Source organism: Sphingobacterium kyonggiense (genome assembly GCF_039536825.1).
GTDB classification, from domain to species: Bacteria; Bacteroidota; Bacteroidia; order Sphingobacteriales; family Sphingobacteriaceae; genus Sphingobacterium; species Sphingobacterium kyonggiense.
In genome coordinates this window covers 262627-278862 of sequence record NZ_BAAAZI010000012.1, presented here as the reverse complement: position 1 = coordinate 278862, position 16236 = coordinate 262627, and the positions used below count along the sequence as shown (strand labels likewise).

Annotated in this window: 11 protein-coding genes; 6 read left to right on the top strand and 5 right to left on the bottom strand. The window is 36.9% G+C overall.

The genetic code is table 11. The features are described from left to right. Positions 1-106: 106 nt before the first annotated feature. Both ABD676_RS15875 and ABD676_RS15870 read left to right on the top strand, forming a co-directional pair. On the top strand, positions 107-2068 hold the full coding sequence (locus ABD676_RS15875; protein WP_344675717.1) for a 7TM diverse intracellular signaling domain-containing protein: 1962 nt from the start codon (positions 107-109) through the stop codon (positions 2066-2068). Further along, positions 2043-2666: a response regulator gene (locus ABD676_RS15870; protein WP_344675715.1), complete on the top strand. Its 624-nt coding sequence runs from the start codon at positions 2043-2045 to the stop codon at positions 2664-2666. The genes ABD676_RS15875 and ABD676_RS15870 overlap by 26 nt, the downstream gene beginning before the upstream one ends. 5 nt (positions 2667-2671) lie before the next feature. On the opposite strand, the gene ABD676_RS15865 is transcribed toward ABD676_RS15870, so the two are convergent. Genes ABD676_RS15865 through ABD676_RS15855 form a run of 3 tightly spaced genes read right to left on the bottom strand, consistent with a single transcriptional unit; the run spans position 2672 to position 8371 of the window. Further along, complete coding sequence (locus ABD676_RS15865) at positions 2672-4207, bottom strand: DUF6850 family outer membrane beta-barrel protein (RefSeq protein WP_344675714.1); 1536 nt, start codon at positions 4205-4207, stop codon at positions 2672-2674. Between the two features lie 60 nt (positions 4208-4267). Next, entirely contained in the window at positions 4268-5584 is a 1317-nt protein-coding gene (locus ABD676_RS15860; protein ID WP_344675713.1) for a DUF4876 domain-containing protein, read from the bottom strand. Positions 5585-5590: 6 nt separating this feature from the next. Then, positions 5591-8371, bottom strand: a complete 2781-nt coding sequence (locus ABD676_RS15855; RefSeq protein WP_344675712.1) for a TonB-dependent receptor domain-containing protein — start codon at positions 8369-8371, stop codon at positions 5591-5593. Between the two features lie 506 nt (positions 8372-8877). On the opposite strand from ABD676_RS15855, the gene ABD676_RS15850 reads away from it, so the two are divergent. The 3 genes from ABD676_RS15850 (at position 8878) to porN (ending at position 12047) form a co-directional block, all read left to right on the top strand. Beyond that, positions 8878-9567, top strand: a complete 690-nt coding sequence (locus tag ABD676_RS15850) for an outer membrane beta-barrel protein (RefSeq protein ID WP_344675711.1) — start codon at positions 8878-8880, stop codon at positions 9565-9567. Positions 9568-9628: 61 nt separating this feature from the next. Beyond that, entirely contained in the window at positions 9629-10915 is a 1287-nt protein-coding gene (gene porK / locus ABD676_RS15845; RefSeq protein ID WP_344675710.1) for a T9SS ring complex lipoprotein PorK/GldK, read from the top strand. Positions 10916-10940: 25 nt separating this feature from the next. After that, the gene (porN, locus tag ABD676_RS15840) at positions 10941-12047 is read left to right on the top strand and encodes a type IX secretion system ring subunit PorN/GldN (protein WP_344675709.1); all 1107 of its coding nucleotides are present in this window, start codon (positions 10941-10943) and stop codon (positions 12045-12047) included. Positions 12048-12324: 277 nt separating this feature from the next. Here the strand turns inward: porN and porM are convergent, their stop codons facing one another. Next, positions 12325-13857 carry a type IX secretion system motor protein PorM/GldM gene (porM, locus tag ABD676_RS15835; protein ID WP_344675708.1) on the bottom strand — a complete coding sequence of 511 codons (1533 nt, stop codon included), beginning with the start codon at positions 13855-13857 and terminating at the stop codon, positions 12325-12327. Between the two features lie 30 nt (positions 13858-13887). Beyond that, positions 13888-14700 (bottom strand): type IX secretion system motor protein PorL/GldL, encoded by an 813-nt coding sequence (gene porL, locus ABD676_RS15830; protein ID WP_344675707.1) that lies wholly within the window; start codon positions 14698-14700, stop codon positions 13888-13890. A gap of 519 nt (positions 14701-15219) precedes the next feature. On the opposite strand from porL, the gene ABD676_RS15825 reads away from it, so the two are divergent. Next, a complete protein-coding gene (locus ABD676_RS15825; RefSeq protein ID WP_344675706.1) occupies positions 15220-16179 on the top strand; it encodes a hypothetical protein in 960 nt (319 codons plus the stop codon). Positions 16180-16236 lie beyond the last annotated feature (57 nt).

Sequence of the window (16236 nt, the reverse complement as noted above, 5' to 3'; positions counted from 1 at the left end):
AGGAGACTAAGAAGAACCATAATATAGACCCCAGGGTTCTATTTTACCTGAAATCAATATATTTAGTCGTATAACTGTAATTTCGTTTGATGTTTTGAACCAGATTATGAAACTTATCTATTACCTATGCGTCCTAAATTGCCTGTTGTTTTCAAAGGAAGTAATTGCGAAGGCGCAGCCTCTTGAACTAAGTAACCAGAACAAGGACGAATTAATCTTTCTGCGAGAATATTATCAAATTGCCAAAGCTGATACAGATGTGTCAGATGCACCATATTATTATTCTACTGACTTTATATTCAAACCATTTTCAGCGATAAAGGAGTTAGAGGCGGGCGCAGTATATTGGGTTAAAATGCCATTAGTGACTGCAGCAAATCTCCGGGATAATCGTTATGTGCTTTCTTTCAGTAATTTGACATTTGTTGACTTATACCTCTACGAAGGTTCGGAACTACTGACACATAAGAAGAATGGAGCTTTTCGTCCTCGATCGCAAATATTTTCGGATGATAAACGGTTTCAGTTTTCACTTGATCTGGAACCTTCAAAGGAATACACACTTTTATTTCGGGTTGAACATATAAAAGGGTACACGCCTTACATTGATTTTTACCTTGAAAATTGGAGTGTACATGGTAAATTGACTAAAGATACAGAACTGACGGATGCTTTTTTACTGGGGGCAGTTATTGCATTATTGATCTATATAGCTCTTTCATGGATAGTAACACGCTTTCGACCCTATATTTGGATTTTTTGCTTCTTGCTAAGCTTAGGGCTGTACAGTTATGCACTACATCCCGAATTTATTGATTATTTCTTCCCCGAAGACCCCAAACTAGGGTGGGCATTGTTGCCATCCTTGCAGAGATTGGGGACAATTAGTTTTTATTTATTGATGATTGATTTCTTAAATCTGAAGAAATTAAGCATTTCAGCCTATAAAGGAGCTATTATCATTATGTCTATGGTTGCCTTTCTTTCTGCTATATCATTTATTTACAGCTATCACACTGGGAATTTTCGTCAGATCAATGTGCTAACATTTGCCATGGGGGTAATCAACATCAGTTTTTTGACCATTACTTTTATCCGATTATGGCCAAAAATTGATAAAACACAAAAGTTTTTAGTCTTTGGAATAGTTTTATTTGTCGTAGGGATCTTGGTATTAATATTTGGTGCACTTTTATTTAAAGAGCGATTATTGCTATTCATTCCTATGATTACGCTATTGTCAATAACTGTGATCACGATATTATTTTTAATTGGAATTCGCTTGAAGTTAAGAATGATTGAAGAGGAGCAGATTGAATTATTAGAGGATAATAATCGGATGCAAAAGGAGCATAATGAGTCCATAGAACAGAAAGTTATGGATAGGACGGCTGAGTTGTTGGAGGCAAATTTAATTTTAGAGGATCAACGGATAGAATTGCTGGAGAAGAATCAATTTATTGAAACGTTAATTGATGAAGTGAATCACCGTGTGAAAAATAACCTGCAATTATTATATAGTTTGAGTTCTATGAGTAGTATGGAAAAAGAGGATGCCCCTGCTATGTTGTCCATGCGCGATCGGATTAGAGCCATGATGTTGGTAAACCAATTGTTGTTAGAACATAAAGGTGAAGAGATTGATTTAGAAGAATTGGTGCTCGAAAGTGCTAGGAAGTTGCAATATGTATATGATCCGGGTAATTTAATACATGTGCATTGTCAAGTAGAACCTAATTGCTGTGTACAGCCTAAAGTTTCTTTGCCACTTGGGATTATTTTGACCGAATTGATTACCAATTCCTATAAATATGCCTTTCTTAATGGAAAGCAAAAAGACCCTACCATATTTTTGCATTTTTGGAAAGCGGGAGAAATTTTACATTTTGTATATGAAGATAATGCAATTGATGTTTCTGTAGATCGTGCAAGTGGTTCACTTGGTATTTCCTTGATTAAGGATCTGGTTAGACAAGTCAAAGGAACTATTGTACTCAACCTAGAAAATAGATTTCGTTACGAGTTTAAATTTCCACTAAATTATGGTTTTACGGGTATTGATTGTTGAGGACGAGGTTATCATAGCTCGGTTTATTGAACACCATCTCCGGAGTAATTACCCGGAGTTGGAACTGTCCATCTGTGTTACTAAGGAAGAGGTGCTTGAAGAGCTGCCTTTATTTAAACCGAACTTGGTGCTATGCGACATAGAATTACAGGAAGATATCGATGGAATTGATTTGATGAAAATAATGCGAAAGGACAATGATTTTGCTGTGTTATTTATTACTTCTTACCAGTCAAAACACATTATGAATCGAGCATTTGAATTGGCGCCTGAGAATTACATCATCAAACCTTTGGATGAAAATAGACTTTATGCTGGAATTCAACCAAGCTTGAAGAGATTGCAAAGAGAGGAACAGAATAGTAAAAAATATATTCCACCAGTCATTAGCCAGCTTAGTCCACAAGAGCTTCAGGTAATCAAATTGATCGCCAAACGATTGACTACCAAACAAATTGCTCAACAGCTTTTCCTAAGTCCGTATACCGTGAAAAATACCCGACATAAGATTTGTAGGAAACTTAATCTAGAAGAAGAAAATAATGCCCTTTTAGCTTGGGTTATTCAACATCAAGATTTCATTTGTGAGGATCAATAAACAGCTTAAAAATACACCGAAAAAGTAAGTCTACTGTTTAGCCTATCCTTCCCAATAAATTGATAGTAAGGGTTTGCTGTATTTTGGGCAGCACGTTTGTAATAATCGCTATGAAAACCAATATGAAATGCGGTAGAAGAGGATTTTCTGAATTGATAGTCTAAAGCAAAGCTAAATTGTGAAGCGGCTGTGCTAAAGAAATTGTAATTCTTCAACATGATGACATCAGTAAATATGCCTGGACTAATAGCAGGATATTTGAAAAGTTCATTTAAAACCTTGCGATAAGAAAAACCTATACTCGGTTGAAGCCTATGTTTTTCAGCTAGATCAAAAGTATATCCTAAATTCAAAGAGGGGAGTACATGTGTATAAGCGAGGTTTATACCCATTGATCCATCCTCAGAATCTCGCTGTAAATAGGTGATTGCTGCCTTCGCTTGCCATTTATTCCAACCTTGTACAGTTTCTAATATGGCCTTGTTTTCCAAATAGACATAGTTGTTGCTGCTAATGGAATAATTGAAATCATCCCCTTGAATGTTTTCTAATTGTAGTCGGAACGAGCTGTTCCTATTCGGATTAGTAAAGGTGGTATTCCATAGAATATCGGCTGATATGGATTGTCGATTATATTTATTAAGCCTTGTAAAGGTTTCTGGACTGCTGTCAAAGAACTTGAAAAGTTGAGTTTCTTTGATATATTCTACTTTACCATTCAATTTATGATGAGGATTAATCGATGTCGATGCCAATAGGCTGATGCCATAACGATCCATGTCATCGTTATAATTCATATCTCGAATCTGTTGATTTGTTCGACCGAATCCGTTCATTAACCAATTGACATATAATGGATCTGATGTATTGTTCATGTGTTGGTCGTTTTTGTAGCCTACGCCCACACGTTCTCGACCGTATCCGTAAAGTCCAGATAAATAAATGTCAAATTGATTGAACTTTCTACCCACAAAGAACTTGGAGTTGAATTGATAATCAGCTATTCTTGCTCTTGGGTCATTATTGGAAAAATGATTCCCAACGCGATAATCAAAATCGACAGCAAGTGGCATTGCTCCATCTGCAAAATCATAACGCACTACACCATTGATCTTGTAGAGGTCGCGTTCATAGTAATTTTTGCGTAATGAACCGAAATATAAAGGCGCATCAGGATTAATACGGGATTGATGACGTAGTTGCACACTGTCCTCCATGGTTCGACTATATTGGAAATTTCCCCAAACAGAAAAGTTTCCCAGATCATGTTTACCTTCCGTTTTAAAGGTTAGTTGTCTAATCTGATTGGCATCTTGTGCCTCCATCCAATTACCTTTTTCATATTTACCATCTAATTCCAAAAAGCTGAAATTATCCTTAATACCTTCCTTTATCCAAACTCGGTTTTTTAGAAGATATTCATAAGTCTGCTTGAGGTTCCAATTCTCGATGTAATCTATATTTTCTTGTGCTTTCAAAGAAGATAGGCTGCAGAGACTTAATAAAAGACTGATGGAATATAATTTGAACTGTATTTTCATGGATTGGAGTAGTCAAAATAGGGGAGCAAAACGTTTAGAACCTTCTGCTCCCTTAAATTATTAGTTTGCAAATGCCCTTGGTTCAGCTTTTATGCTGATAAAGTCATTGCTAGAGTTGTTGCTGTCTTGTAGAATCTTACGTCCCCCAACTTGACTTTCGGTTTTGCGAATAATGGATTGAGATGAGTAGGCACCATTTGGAACAACTTGGAATCCAGCATCAATAAAGGCATTTAATTTTTTTGGAATCTGACTGCTTTCAACATTCGGCTGAACTTCCACACCATCTAGAATCCAAGAAATTGGTAATTGACGATACTTAGTCGCGTCTGGTCCAGGAAGAGCAGTAGTCGGAGCCGCATAACTCTTTAATGCTAAAACCTCTGCACGCGTTTTTCCTTTAAAAATATAATAACTATCTCTTCCCAGGTTATCCAATAACCAATCATTTCCTTGATAATTAATCACCTCTACATTTGGGACATTTGGATTATTAATATCCGATGCAAAAGGAGTTTCACCAGGAAGATCACCATAGTAAACCTCAAAATTTGCTTTGCTAAGATCAACTGTCAGTGATGGGTCTTTTACAGAAACTTCCTTTCCGTTATTTCCTGTGAAAGGTACTTTATGATTCAAAGCATTTTGCGCAATTACTATACTTTCTCCTGGTTGAATAGGATAAGTTTTACCTGTACCTGGAATCATGAATAGGTCTCTTAAATAAACGTAATCTGTATTTGCTGCATTTCCCATAGTCATATCAGCGGATTTTGACCAGTCAAATTGACCATTTGGCTGAAAGTGATGTTTTGTATCAGATGGTGTTTGTTTACCCCATAAACGTCCGAAATAAAGACTGTCAGCATATAATACTTGATCGGTGTTATTATAGATTTCAAAGAATTGATCTCTAAAAATTGCGCCATTGGTTCTGTCTGATCCAGCATAATAGATTTGCTTGATGATAAAGTCCCCCATAACACCGGCAACCAATTCCAATTGTAACTCCTTGTTATTGATGATCTCAACTTTTTTTGCGGAAGCATTGAAGGTAATGCTTGTCATATTGATATCCTCATTTGTCAATAACTTAAACTCGTCTTGAGTAAAAGTAATGCTTGCCTCTAAATCATAGGAACCAGGAGAAAGGTTAGGAATTTGAATTAAACCATTCTTTTGTTTTACTTCAGAAATAGATCCATTTAGAAGATTTTTAAATCGAATGGTAACTTCTTTATCTTTTAACGCTGTATTATAGGATTCGTTAGCATAGGAAAGTTGTAAGTCAAGATTGGCAGTTGCGGTTTCTGGACCATCTTTTGAACAAGAAGCAAAAATTGCTAGGGCACTGAAGAATAAAAGTATTTTTTTCATGATGAGTTAAAATTTATACGTTATTTGAGCTCCATAGTTTGGAGGCATGTTTGGTGTAAGTACAGATAAGGAAGTTCCGGAGGAACGACGAATACGAGGTTGGTAATCCAAAAAGTTATATACATTGAAGGATAATCGAAGTTTATCGCCAATTTCTTTAGCCACATTTAAATGGAAATTGCCGTAAAGAAGGTTGCCTTTATCGTTAGCTTCTTCAAATTCTTTCTTGCGTTGATCATATAAAAATGCATGCTGCGGATTATTGATGTCGAATTGGTCGACAGCCACATATTCCATATCACGCGTATAATAAGCCAATGGATAATATTGGCTCTTAACGGTCTTCTGCACATTTATCAATTGAAAATCTGCAATCATTTCAACAATGAGGCGTAGTTTTGGGAAATGAGTCGAAGAACCCATTCGGCCTTGGCTAAAGAAATTTTTTCTCTTCAATGGAAGGTATATTCCGATGGTTATATCTTTGGGGTCAGACCCTTCTCCATTATACTCTTTTTCGGAATTATAATAATCTTGATTGGCACTACTGGTAAATCCTCCTGCAATATTGAAAGAGGTATATATAGCCGGTATTTTTGGGGTCGAATACATGACTTCAAAACCAAGGTTGTCAATGTCATTGGCATTTAAGATTTGAGATGGTCTTATGAAGTATTTTGTACTCCCAATTTGCTCAACCAATGGTTTTTCTCCAGGTCTTGCAATAGCCTCGTATTTTGGTAATTCAATTATTTCTCTAAAACTAGTTGAATTAAACCCCCTGCGATTTGCTTTGTAGTAAGTATTAAATGCTAAATGATGACCATCTTTTGCATACCTGAAAGTTGCTTCCAAAGTTTGGGAGAACTGCGGTTTTAACTGTTCAGATTTAGGGTCAAATCTGTAAACAAAAATTCGGTTGGTACTCTCATTGACTAGTCCATTATAAGCATTTAGTAAGATGGTTTCCATAAATGTAGGGCCTGGATAAAGGTGAGCCAAACTAGGAGACTTAAATCCTAAACCATAAGCTAGACCTAAGCTGCTGTGGTCATTAAATTTGTAATTCAAGTTTGTTCTTGGGGAAATAGAAGGATGTCCATTTTGCAAATCCATACGAACCCCTGCTGTAATGTTCAATGGTTTTCCCGCTAACTTAGCATTAATTCTATCTTCCAAATAAAACCCAATATTCCAGGAAGGATGTAATAAGGAATAATCATAATAACGTTCTGAATATTGACCTATCCCTTTATTTGGTCTACTTGGATCACTTATGCGTCCAAGACCATTATTTTTCGAATAGTCTACATTTGTCCCAAAATTGAGGTAGTGTGTTAAGCCTGCTAATTTTGCAACTGCATTAGCTTCAAGTCGACCATTAATGCTTATTGGCCTTCCGTCGATATGATTTATAGCGGTATACTGGCCAGTGTCATAAGTTCCTTCTACGACACCAGTTCCTGTTGTGTCAGTGTAAAGGACATAGGCATCGTTGTAATAGTATTCTCGATAGGATACCTGGTGACCTTCTTGCAGGCCTATATTAAATCCTATATGCTTCAAAAAAGATCCGTTAGGTTGGTAGCTCAATCGCGAAGAAACGCTGTAGTTCCATCCTCCAAAGGTTACTGCAGTAGATTCAGGATCATCTGGATCTTTATTAACACCATCTAAAGTCTTGTTGTAAGTACCTGATATAGTCTGTTTCCATTTGTCCGAATTACCATATCGGATGGTCCAGATTGCCGAACCATTAATACGCTCATATTGTTTTAGCTTATCCCGATTATCTGCATAGGAATTGACATAGGATAAATCTAAATTTAGGTGTCCAAGTGATGGAGATAACTTAAACCCCTTGGACATTCCATAAGATGTAGCATCATTTCTGGTTTGTAATCTGAAAAATGCAGGTGTGCTTCCGGCTTGTCTTTCTACAATAATCGCCCCATCGGTAATATCACCATAACGTACTGGAGCTACCCCTGAAATTACTTCAATGTTTTCTATACTCTCCGTAGGAATTTGACGGATATCGACACCTCCAAAAGCACTTTCTCCACTATAATTGGATGCAATATTATCTCCACCAATATTATAATCTGAACTACTTACTGATAAGTTTGCTCGTGATAAACCGGTGATATTTGGATTGCGACTCTGCATGTTTGAATTGTTGCTAAGCACCATATCATCCATAATGATGGCTGTACCGAAGGCATTGTTCATTTGATTGACATTTCTGGCAGATCCACTTGTCTCCGCAAAGGCTCCCCGAAGGTTTACATTCTGCATGGATTGAACAGAGGGTGCCATGATACGACGATTGGGAAGGAAATTTAAAATGTCATTCAAACTTAAAGAAGGATAGCGCTCAATCATATCCCTATTTATTAACAAAGAGGAATTACTTTTTTGTCCCTGTTTTGCTTGTACGGTGATTTCATCCAATGCAAAAGTTGAATTCTTCAACAAAATAGCTGGAAAGGAATTTATCTTTTGTAAATTATACTCTCTTGATTCTGTTTCTTTCCCAAGAAAGGAATAAGTAACTACCGTGCGATCCGCTATTTTATTGTTGATCTGAAGGCTATAATTTCCTAGACTATCCGTATAAAGCTGTATTCCTAAATCAGGAATCTTAATAGACGCATTTGCAATGCCTTGATTTTTTTCATTGATAATTCGACCTTTTAGCACTTTCGTTTGTGCAAATAAGGAGCTTGTTGTTGTTAATAAAATAAGCAACAAAATATTAGAGACCAATGAAGGATAATGTTTCATTCTTTACTGTTAACAGGTCGATTCGCTGCAAATATAGGTAAATGTATTTTATTTATAATAATTCTAAATAAAGCTTTTCTTATTTTTTAGATAAGTTTATTGTATTTGGCCTTTTCTATTTAGTACAGATTTTATTGTAATCGACCTTGTATAGTACAATTCCATGATTTTAGGGAGGACTTAGATAGCGATAAAGAAGTTTCTCGAATAATACGTTATATGCCAAGTGTTAACCTTTCATTTATGACGGCTGATTGATTTCAATACGTGATTTTGATTGAATTTTCAACGTAATCCTATTTTTATGACTGAGGTTATAAAATTGTTAAAATGGGTAGATTAAGTTAAGAATTGCTATTTTTGGTAAGATTCTTGTGACAGCGCAGTGGCGTTGTTTTATCGACTAATCCATTTTGGAATACACTAAAGTTTAATCACATCATAATATTTAGCTGTCGATAACGTCTAAATAAAGATGTAAGTTTATTAAAAAAGAAAACTGAAACATGAAAAAAACCATTTTTTCGTTACTTCTCTTGTCATTAGGCAGCTTTGGAGTAGCGCATGCTCAATTCTCGCGCCCTGTGAGTGTTGGTATTGGCGGTGGTACTACCATCAACCTAACAGATTTAGCAAATGTTCAAGCGCAATATGCTGGTCACGTTGATGTGGACGGATTAATAACTCCTTTTATATCTGTAGGTGTACATGCAGAGCGTGGTGCATTAAAAGGCCATGGTTATGAAAGTGACTTCAAAAATAAATATTGGGCATTTAATGCCAATGCAAAATTAAGAATGGGTCAATTTATGGGGCTTCCTGATAACTACAGTTATTATAATCTTCAAGCTAGTCCTTTTCATAAAATATTGGCTAACCTTTATGTAGGTGCTGGAGCAGGATTTATGAAAAATGATATTGTTGCCAACATATCTTCCAATTATCGTACTGCTATAGAAGGAATGGGAGGTCACATTTCCGAGGAATTAGACGGGATAAACTTTGTTGTGCCTTTGAATGTTGGTGTTGATATTCCTTTTGGAAGAACATTATATGGACCTCAATGGGCGGTTAATGTCAATTATCAACACACAGTAACGACCAAAGATAATTTGGATGCCGTTGTAAACAAGAAAGATGACCATTATGGTTATATCTCTGTGGGATTGAAATATGCCTTGTTTCATAGAAAATAGAATAATCAGAAGAAGCTAATTAGAATTAACGCAAGTAACATATAATCAAAAACAACGAAATATGAAAAGTCCATTCCTAAGTAGGATTAATGGCGCCTTATGCTTAGCCGCTTTGTTGAGTGTGGTCGGTTGTACATCCTCAGGTAATTTATATAAAGCCCCGAAGGTTTCTGCCTTTCGTGGAGGAAAGCTTCCTCCGCCTCCGGGTATGGTTTATGTTCCTTCAGGAACTATTTTATTCAAAGGATCTTTAGATAGTGGAAATGTAGGCAAGAACGTTAGCTTAAGTGCATTTTTTATTGATGAAGCCGAAGTGACGAATAAACAATATCGAAAATTTGTCAATTGGGTAGCAGATTCCATTGCTGTTACAGATTACCTTCAAGATGACCAATACTTCTTGGACATTGCATCAGAGGATGGATCAAGCAAACGTATTGACTGGAAAAAAGTGAATCGTATTTCGCCTATTTGGAAGAGTCAAGACCCAAGCATCACTGAAAAACTGATGCCTATGCTTGTAATGAAAGGCTATAACCGATCATTAAACGCAGATGTGGTTAAATACACATTCTCTTTCTTGAAAACTAAAGGTAACTTGAAAAAGGAATATGTAACAGAAACTGTTTCTGTTATGCCAGCTGAGGATATCTGGTCTAAAGATTTTCCAAATGCGCAATTAACATCACTTGATGCAAACTATTTCTCGCACCAATCATTTGATTATTATCCTGTAGTAGGTGTGACTTGGAGACAAGCTCGTGCATTTACGGATTGGAGAGGTAAGGAAATGATGGCGAATGTGATGAAGAATTCTTATTTAAGTGGATACCAATTGACATTTAGTTTGCCTACTGAGGCGCAATGGCAATATGCCGCTGAAGGTAAGATTGATCCTCGCGATACCATTGCTGGAAAACGTATGACCATTGATGGTGATAATGGAAAAGAAAAATTAGCAGTGAACTACAAGCAGGGCGAGGGTACCTATTCAAGAGATGGTGCTACTTTTACATTGCCGGTTAAATCTTATTTACCAAATGCATTCGGTATTTATAATATGGCTGGTAATGTGTCTGAATGGACTTTAGATGCTTATAGCCCTTCAGCAGTAGCTTTTGTGAACGACTTAAATCCAGTGTTGTTATATGATGCGGATGAAAAAGATGCAGATGCTTTAAAACGTAAGGTGGTGCGTGGTGGTTCTTGGAAAGATAATGGAGAGCAGTTAAATAGTGAAACCAGAAACTATTCTGTAGACTATGAGCCGCACTCTTATATCGGTTTCCGTTGTGTCATGTCTGCATTTGAAATGCCGACAGTACAAAGTAAGACACGGAAATATTAATAATGACGATTAAAAGATTTGTATTATGAAAAAATGGTTTTTACTTGTAGCCGTAGCAATGGGAATTAGCCCAGTCATGGCTCAAATAATAGATACTGTACCGGTTACTCAGGGTCAACAAAATACCCAAATTCAAATGCTCGACACAACTGCTCAAGGGGAGCCTTTGATGGATACTATACCAACTACAGATGGATATTTTCAAGTTAATAACTTAGAAGATGCCGTTCCTTTCGCTTTTCCGGAGGTCAATGTGAAGAACATCCGTTTCTATAAACGTGTGTGGCGTGATATCGACCTTAAGGATGAACGTAATTTTATTTATGCTGTTCCTGGAAACTCCTTGATGGAAGTTATCATGAAAGCAATTGAGAAAGGAAAATTAACACCGTATAGTCCTGAAGATGATTCTTTCAAAGGAAAACTTTCAGCAAGAGAAGGTATGGCGCGTTTTGCAGATAGCGTTCTAGTCCCAATCTTTGATGATGAAGGAAATCAAATTGATTCTAGAATGACCTTGAATGAATTTAATCCAGAGCGTGTAACCAAATTTAGAGTCAAAGAGGATATTTTCTTCGACAAACAACGTGGCCGTTTAGAGACCCGTATTATTGGTGTAGCACCTTTAATGGACATTACAACTTCATCTGATTTAGCAGCAACAGTAGGTTCTACACCTGCATTCTGGTTGTATTTCCCACAACTACGCTATGCACTTGTAAAAGTAGATATATCAGATCCAGATAAAGGATTGTATGATATGACCATGGATGATCTTTTTGTACAGCGTAAATTCGCGAGTAAGATCATTCGTGAATCTTCACCAGGTATGTTGCAACAAGCTGAACTTGCAGCGGCAGATAGCCTGCAAAATGATTCTAAAGCAATCGAGGATAAAATCGATACGTATAAGAGACGCCTTTGGAAAAACCCTAAAGGTGTGAAAACGGAGAATCTAGAAGGTTATGAGCGCGACTTGAAAATACAAGAAGAAGAAAAACTCTTGAAGGAGCAAGCTGAACAAGAAGAACAACAACAGCAAATGCGTCGTGAACAACGCGAAAAGCAATTGCAAGAACAACAAAATCAGCTTTATCAGCAAGGAACAGAAGAGTCTACAGAAAGTAATTAACTCGATAAAAAAAAGCTGCACCTCATTGAGGTGCAGCTTTTTTTGTGCCTTAATATTTCGAATTTTCAAATGAAAACATGTCCTTTATTAAGGACTTATTCCAATTCTGATATACTCTTATAGCTAAAGTATTCGATAGGTTAATGGGCGTTTAACATTAAGGCTAAACCTTAATTATTGATTCTAACCATATGTATTAATGTAGTCTATTCGAAACCCGGAAACAAAAAAAGGACTCACCCTGTGAAAGATGAGTCCTTTTTTTATATTACTTTAATTAGTTCGCTGTTAAAGCTACAGCATTTAATTGCCTAGGTGATCCATCAGGACCTACTGCGATAATATTATCAAAAATCACACGCGTTCCTGGGCCAATCCCGTTCATTGCTGAACGCATAGATGAATTTAATTGATTTCCAGAAGTGGAAAGTACAATTGCATCTGCGCGTGGTTTAGCAATAATCAACGTGAATTTGGTTACTTTAAAGGATGCATCGAAATCGAAGTTATCTAGCTTTGCAAAGATGGCATTTTGCGCTTTGATGGCAACAGTAGCCATAGAGCCTCCAGTCTTTCCTGCAAATTGTGCAATTGGATCTGGAATTCTCTTCACGCGGAACTCTGTAGTGCTTAAAGTTTGTGTTTTTCCTGGAGCAACTTCTGCTGAAACAGCAATACGTGCAGTACCAGGTGAGCTCACGCGAACATTGTATTTACCACCTGATCCGGAGATACTTCCACCAGACATATTTACTTTAATCTTGTTGGTTGGTGTCCCAGGTGCAGATACTGAAATCGGATTGTTAACACCGATATAAAGCACATTCATTTTGTCAGGAGATACTACTGCTGAAGGTCTTGCAACTTGGTAAGTCTGTGCAGGCGTACGGTATTCCTTGATGCTACCATCAGTTTGTTTCACCTTGATGATACCTGTCCAAGTAAATATACCTTCTTGATTTGTAGCCGCACGGTATACGCCTTTTCCGTCAACCACATCCAGGTTACTACCATTAACAGTAATGCTTGGTTGAGATTTCGAATCAGAAGCCGTTAAGAATACCTCTGCACTATAAGGCTGTCCCTGTACCAGATAAGATGTTGGTGCAACAGCAACTGCTGCAAACTTATCCAAGTTAACGACTGCTTGGTCCATTTTGCCTAAGATTAGTTTCACCATGTCAGACTCCGCATTTTGTGCATCAGTCTGGATTTTGGTCAAAATAGTCATCGCAGCTGTCAGTGGAGTACCTGAACCAAAGTTAATCTCCTCCCATTGACGTTTCCCATTGACAGGCTTTTCAGGATCATTAGCCTCTAATGAAAAGGAAACAGATTTCTGTTCTTCAGGTGTCAACAAGGCTAATAATTTAGCTCGAGTGCCATTGATTTTATCCTTAAGTTCCTTTCCTTTCTTTTGGTTGATCATCATATTAGGAGCGATGTCTTCGTTCTCCCGCATTTTTAGATCACCGGTTTTTTCATCATAACCGCCACCTTGGTTGACAAATTCTTCCTTAATGCCGTTGATGTATTGATTTAAGTCTGCGATAATTGCAGATGCGTTTTTAGCCTTGTCGTAGATCGGTTTTGCACGATCAGGCTCATCTTTTAATTTGGTACTTTCAAAAGCTTGAAATAACTGTTGTACCGAATTACTGACGTTTGATTTGGATGTTTCTAAACTGTTATTGATGTTTTTAAAGGCATCCAATATCGAGTCAGGTACATTTAATGCAAGCAAGGCCAGCAGGACCAGATACAAGATGTTGATCATCCGCTGCCTTGGCGTTTCTTTTCCTAATGCCATTTTTTGGTTTTTATATTAAACAGGGATGAATTAAACTCTCGGTTGATTCATGGCAGTCAACATATTACCATATACGGCATTTAATGCGTTGAGGTTCTTAGCCAATTTATTAACTTCTTCTTTGAATGCTTTAGAGTCATCTATGGATTCATTGAAGTTTTTCATGGTAAAGTTTAAATTCTCATAGAAACTGTTCATAGACTGTAGGTGAGCTGAAGAATCACGTAATTCTTTCTCATACATGCTATTTAACTGTCTTAAGTTGTTTGTCAAATTCGTTACTTGCTCATGGTAATTACCTGTGTCCGAATTCGTGTTTGATAAAGCAACTAAATTAGCAGAAGCCTTTTCGAAAGCCACACTTAAGCCGTCAAATTTCGATGTAGCTAAACGTAGTTTCTGTGCAAATTCATCAGTAGCTACAGATACATCCGACATCTTGTTAATGGCAGAAACCTTCTCTCCAAAATCACGAAGACCTCTACCTAGGCTCTCGATAGTGGCTGGTTCAATGTTTGCATCTGCGAACATTTTATCCAAAGCTGCGGTTGTTGAAGGTGCGGATGCTTGGTTTACTACCTGAACCGAACGGTTCGGAGTTTCTCCATTGAAGTTGTCATCCAATTCAGGATAAACTTTTGCCCAATCTGGGTCTGCGGGAGGTGGGTTGAAACCCATTAAGAAAAACAGTAATGCCTCAACTGTTAATCCGATACCAATGATGTAATTTGCCATCGATCCACCTATGTGAAGGATCTTAAACATAACACCAATAATTACGATACTTGCTCCCCAGGAAATGGCAACATGTAACCACCTGGAATTGTCTTTCTTCTTGCTCATAATGTCAATTTGATTGATCTTTTTTTTAAGGGTTTGTAACTTTAGTTTAGTCGCATTAGTTCTATACTAATTCTGGATTTTCATTCTATTTAACGTAAAATAGCAAAAATTATTACCAAGATTTTATTTGCATCCTGAATATTAGTTCCTTCTTTTCATACTATTTTTATAATTCTAAATTAGTGCGTTCTTGCTTTTCACAATTACTGTACTTTACGGACCATAAAGATATCTATTTTAAGGAAAATTGACCGCTAAAATTAGAAAAAGGACCTAATTTCTCCGTTTTCTCCTCAAATCTACTTTGTGTTTTCGATAAAGTCTCCTAACAATTTGAATTGTGTCGACAGGTCTAAGATAAACTTATAGCATTTATTTAATGTTAAATTTATTTGAAATAAACTGAAGAACAGTACCTTTGCTCCCGGGAATAATAGGATGTATCATTACGGCCTAAGTGTTTATCAATCTCCTAACGCTTATACAATTAACAAGTACATCCAATTGAAATTGAATTAGATGAAATACTTGAAAGACAAAACTTCGAGTTTTATTAAAGAACAACGAGGTTTTATCCGCTACGGAAAAGGTGCTGCCATGGTTCTGTTTATGGTTTTTACAGCATATTTCTTTGAAGACAGAGAGATTATTCTTCCTGAATTAGCGGCTCTCTCCATTGGATGCCTAGTTTATATGAATAGTGAATGGAGAGCAAAGCCTTGGGATCTATTCAAACTTCCAACTGCTACGGCAATAGCTGGATTCTTTATCAACATGCTTGCCCTTCCGCTCCTTGTCAAATTAATTATAGCAATAGCATTTACCATTACTTTGTTATTTATCGCGAAAAATTTCTTGGCACCTGCATTGGCAACAGCTTTATTGCCCATTGTGACCAATTGCACCTCCTATCTATTTCTTTGGTCCATCGTTTTCTTTACCTTACTATTGGCCATTTCAGTACTTATCCGTGATGGTCGGTCGGTTAAAAATGAACATTCCTTTGCTGTACCCAAATTAGGAATGATGACCTATGGGCTTATAATTCTCATGTGGTTTAGCGTATGTTATTGGACTGGCCATATTGAAATGGCTGCAATACCTCCTGTTATTGTGGTGGGTCTTGAAAATTCCCATAAATCCAATTTCACCATTAAAATTGGGATTAGGCAAATTGTTGTGCTGAGTATTGCTGCGTTGGCTGGATCCTATTTTTTTAGTCATATAGAATATCCTGCCATGAGTGTGTTGCTTAGTTTCTTCACCGTATATGGTTTATTACGCTTGATGAAAATGAACCTCCCTCCGGCTTATGCCATGAGCATATTACCTATGGTACTCCATGCAGTCAATCCTCTTGATTTCTCCTTACGCGTGTTTATAATGGCATCTGTTATTTTTCTATCCATCTATTTGATGAAAAAACAAGAAGGTAAATTGAGGTCTGTCGTTCAAGTCCTAAGGAAAAAATCGGAGTAAATTTCAATCCATTTTTAATACGGGTTATTCTTAACATGATGCTCCTTAAATAGGGTA

Coding starts and splice junctions, on each gene's coding strand:
- ABD676_RS15875 (WP_344675717.1), top strand. CDS start 107: ATGAAACTTATCTATTACCTATGCGTCCTAAATTGCCTGTTGTTTTCA.
- ABD676_RS15870 (WP_344675715.1), top strand. CDS start 2,043: ATGGTTTTACGGGTATTGATTGTTGAGGACGAGGTTATCATAGCTCGG.
- ABD676_RS15865 (WP_344675714.1), bottom strand. CDS start 4,207: ATGAAAATACAGTTCAAATTATATTCCATCAGTCTTTTATTAAGTCTC.
- ABD676_RS15860 (WP_344675713.1), bottom strand. CDS start 5,584: ATGAAAAAAATACTTTTATTCTTCAGTGCCCTAGCAATTTTTGCTTCT.
- ABD676_RS15855 (WP_344675712.1), bottom strand. CDS start 8,371: ATGAAACATTATCCTTCATTGGTCTCTAATATTTTGTTGCTTATTTTA.
- ABD676_RS15850 (WP_344675711.1), top strand. CDS start 8,878: ATGAAAAAAACCATTTTTTCGTTACTTCTCTTGTCATTAGGCAGCTTT.
- porK (WP_344675710.1), top strand. CDS start 9,629: ATGAAAAGTCCATTCCTAAGTAGGATTAATGGCGCCTTATGCTTAGCC.
- porN (WP_344675709.1), top strand. CDS start 10,941: ATGAAAAAATGGTTTTTACTTGTAGCCGTAGCAATGGGAATTAGCCCA.
- porM (WP_344675708.1), bottom strand. CDS start 13,857: ATGGCATTAGGAAAAGAAACGCCAAGGCAGCGGATGATCAACATCTTG.
- porL (WP_344675707.1), bottom strand. CDS start 14,700: ATGAGCAAGAAGAAAGACAATTCCAGGTGGTTACATGTTGCCATTTCC.
- ABD676_RS15825 (WP_344675706.1), top strand. CDS start 15,220: ATGAAATACTTGAAAGACAAAACTTCGAGTTTTATTAAAGAACAACGA.